3 protein-coding genes are annotated in these 3,781 nt (G+C 67.9%); all 3 read right to left on the reverse strand.

The window, feature by feature from the left end:
• Positions 1–1,983, reverse strand: a 1,983-nt coding sequence (locus I5M_RS16665) for a cobaltochelatase subunit CobN (RefSeq protein ID WP_199900045.1), incomplete at its 3' end; no start/stop codon positions are given.
• A gap of 156 nt (positions 1,984–2,139) precedes the next feature.
• On the reverse strand, positions 2,140–3,156 hold the full coding sequence (cobW, locus tag I5M_RS16670) for a cobalamin biosynthesis protein CobW (protein ID WP_022722429.1): 1,017 nt from the start codon (positions 3,154–3,156) through the stop codon (positions 2,140–2,142).
• Positions 3,157–3,221: 65 nt separating this feature from the next.
• A complete protein-coding gene (locus I5M_RS29965; protein WP_022722430.1) occupies positions 3,222–3,668 on the reverse strand; it encodes a DUF1636 domain-containing protein in 447 nt (148 codons plus the stop codon).
• Positions 3,669–3,781: the final 113 nt, after the last annotated feature.

Genomic DNA, 3,781 nt, shown 5'->3' on the forward strand with positions numbered 1-3,781 from the left:
CAGCGCGTCCAAAGTGGAAGGTGTCGCGGCCGATTCGCCACCTCGGCATCGAGCCGCTGCGCACGGGCGAGCGACAGAAATATATTCGGCGATCGCGTCGCCGCGCTTGGGGTCGAGGTCGGCGGCGAGCGCGTATTCGTCGACCAGGCTTTCCAGCCGCGCCAGTTCGTCGTGCAGTTCGGCGCGCGTCAGCGGCGGCGTCAAATGATCGACGATCACGGCGCCGGCACGGCGCTTGGCCTGGATGCCTTCGCCCGGGTCGTTGACGATGAACGGATAGAGATGCGGCAGACCGCCGATCAGCGCGTCGGGGCAGCAGTCGCGTGACAGGCCGGCGCTCTTGCCCGGCAGCCATTCCAGATTGCCGTGCTTGCCGAGATGGATCAGCGCATGAATGCCGGCCTCGCGGCGCAGCCACAGATAGAACGCCAGATAATGATGCGGCGGCGGAAGCTCCGGATCGTGGAAATTCGACGCCGGATCGATGTTATAGCCGCGCGCTGGCTGCACGCCGAGCACGACATTGCCGAAGCAATGCAGGCCGAGACGGAAGGCGCCGTTCACCACATGGGGATCGGCTTCGGGCTCGCCCCAGCGCGCCGTTACGGCGGCACGGATCGAGGCCGGCAGTTCGGCGAACGCTGTCGCGTAGTCTTCCAACGACCAGCTCACGCCGCCGCGACGCTGGGCGCGGTCGTGGAGTTCGTTGGTCGGTCCGTCCTGTAACACGCGCAGCAACGCCGGCGCATCGGCGGGCGCGTCACCGAGCTGATAGTTCTGGTCCCGCAGCGCGCCGAGAACTACTGCGAGACTCTCCGGCGTATCGAGCCCGACGCCATTGCCGAGGCGGCCGTCGCGATTCGGATAGTTGGCGAGTACGATGCCGAGCCGGCGTTCAGGCCGCGGCGTTCGACGCAACCGGACCCAGGCGGCAGCGAGATCGGCGGTGGCAGCGACGCGGTCGTCGAGCGGACGATACAGCGTCGGGGCGAACTCGCCATCCGCCTCGACGCGCTGCTTGAAGGCGATGGCGTGGGCGAAGATGCGGCCATCCACTTCCGGCAGCACGACATGCATCGCGAGGTCGCGCGGGTTCAGTCCGCGACTCGATGCTTCCCAGGCCTCCCGCGACATGCCGGCCTGTGCCACCTGCAGCACCGGGCAATCGGCCCTTGCCAACACGCCGTCAGCATGCGTCGCGGTGCCGGTCGCAAACGCCGTGGCATTAATGATGACGTCAGGCTGATGCGTCGCTAACGTGGCGGCAACGAACTCGGCGGAGCGTGTGTCCTTCAGGCTGGTGACGTAGAGCGCAATCGCGTTAAGGCCACGTGCCGCCAGAGCTTCGCGCAGCGCGGCGATCGCCGCGGTGTCGCCGCCCTGCAGCAGCGCGCGATAGAAGATGATCAGCGCGTTGGGACGCTCGTCGTCGATGATCGAGGCCTGCCAGGTGCCGGCCGCAGGCATCTGCCGCGGCGGCGCCGGCTTATCGGCGCGGCCGATCAGATGCGCCGCATAGCGAAGCGCCAAAGCGGCGTTGTCGACGCCGCCCTCGCGGCAGTAACGCCACAGCATCTCGGCATCGTCCGCGTCAAGATTGCCGCGCGCCGCAAGCGCCGGATCCCACACCATCTCGCCGGGCACACAGGCGAACAACGCGCCGCGCGCCAGCGCATCGCGGCGCAGGCTGGCGACGCCGTGCGGCCAGTAGCCCTCGCCACCGAGCATGCGCAGTAGTACGAACTTCGCATCGCGCAGCGTGCGCTCGACATAGAGATCGACCGACGCCGGATGGCCGAGCGCGAGCAGATTGGTGAGTTGCAGACTGGGAAAGCCCGACGGCAGCAGCGCCCGCGCCGCGCCGAACGCCGCGAGATCGCTGTCAGCCGCGGATAGCACCACGATGTCGGCGGTCGTCTGGCCGAGATCGCGCGCGACCTCGCCGTCGTCGATGCCACCGGTCGGATCGAGTTTCAGGTGCATGGCGGCGCCGGGATCGAATCTGCGCGTGATGCCGTCATCCTGAGGTGCGCGCTTGCGCGCCTCGAAGGATGGCCACACAGCGTCGCGCTCGCCATCCTTCGAGGCACGCCGAAGACGGCGTGCACCTCAGGATGACGAGCAGCGCCGATTGTCACCTCACGCTCCCAGCACGCGGTGCACGGCGGCGGTGTCGAAATCCTTCAGGCCGATGACTACGAGATGCTCGGCGACCGCCGCGTCCGGGCGTGCGAAGGCCAGGTCGACGCGGTCGCCGACCGCCTGCACGACGATCGGCGCCGCTTTGCCGTCGACTCTCGCCTGGCCCTTGACCCGCAGCACGCCGGGCAGCGCCAGCGTCTGCAGCACCCGCGCCCGCATTGCTTCGACATCGGCAGCGCGCGACGGCGTCACCACGATCGAGCGGAAGTCGTCGTGGTCGTGCTCTTCCTCCTCGCCGTGATGACCCTGCCGCGCGGCGAGATCGTCCTCGGCGAGCGCTTCGAGGCCGATCAGCAGCTCGGGCGCCAGCGCGCCATGCGAGCGGACGATGCGGATGCCGGGGCGCAGCTGAGCGGCGAGTTTGTATTCGATCACTTCGAGCGTGGCTGCATCGACCAGATCGGATTTCGACAACACCACCAGATCGGCACAGGCGAGCTGATCCTCGAACACTTCCTCGATCGGATCGTCGTGGTCGAGCGAAGGATCGGCGGCGCGCTGGGCGTCGAGCGCGTGATCGTCGAGCGTGACGCGGCCTTGCGACAGCGCCAGCGCATCGACCAGCGTGACGACGCCGTCGACGGTAGCGCGGGTCTTCACCGCCGGCCAGGCGAAGGCCTTGAGCAGCGGCTGCGGCAGCGCCAGACCGGAGGTCTCGATGACGATCGCATCGAGTGCCGGCGTGCGTGCCAGCAGCTTCTCCATCGCGGGCAGAAAATCATCGGCGACGGTGCAGCAGATGCAGCCGTTGGTCAGCTCGATGACGTCGCCTGGCGCGCAGGATGGCGCGCCGCAATCGGCGATCAATCCGCCGTCGAAGCCGGCATCGCCAAACTCGTTGACGATCACCGCGATGCGGCGACCGCGCGAGCCTTCGAGCAGGCCGCGCAGCAAAGTGGTTTTGCCGGCGCCGAGAAAGCCGGTGAGGACGGTGACGGGGACGCGAGTGGCCATTGATAAATTCCTGTCGAAGAGGCAGTGCAGAGAGCCGTGACGAAGACTGGATTGGCAGAGCCCACCTAGGTCGGCGCGCGGCCGTCTTCGGGTGACCAATGCGGCGGCGGCAGACGGGCAATCATGCCTTTGCGCAGCACCTCGGCACGCTGGCGCCACGGCACCAGCCCATAGGCGGCCTCGCGATAGGCGGTGACGAACGACGCCAGCGCCGCAGGGCCGCTGTCGGTCGCCAAATCACCGAATAAAAACGTGTAGCCACCCGGGCTCGACACCGCGACGGTGGCGGGTCGCTTGCAAACGCCGAGACATTGGACCCGGCGCAGCGTCGCCACGCCGCCGTCGATCGCGGCCTGCAAAGCGTCGAACAGATCGGCGCCGATGCCGGGTTGTCCGTCGTTCGCCTTGCAGGTGGTGCAGACGCTGATCATCACTTCGTCGGGAGTGACGTCGTGCTGAGATGAGAGTCGATCCGACTCGGGGAGGCGTTCGGGGACTTCGGCGCGATCCATCGCAAGGCTCTGGTCTGGCCGATCATGGCCGCGAGCTTTGTTGGATCGCGTGGGAAGCTGCTGCTCAGCCGTCCCGCTCGCTCCCGCCCGGTGCACCCCGCCCCGACGACGCC

Origin of the sequence: Rhodopseudomonas sp. B29 (genome assembly GCF_000333455.1) — a bacterium.
Classification (GTDB): domain Bacteria; phylum Pseudomonadota; class Alphaproteobacteria; order Rhizobiales; family Xanthobacteraceae; genus Rhodopseudomonas.

Coding starts and splice junctions, on each gene's coding strand:
- cobW (WP_022722429.1), bottom strand. CDS start 3,156: ATGGCCACTCGCGTCCCCGTCACCGTCCTCACCGGCTTTCTCGGCGCC.
- I5M_RS29965 (WP_022722430.1), bottom strand. CDS start 3,668: ATGGATCGCGCCGAAGTCCCCGAACGCCTCCCCGAGTCGGATCGACTC.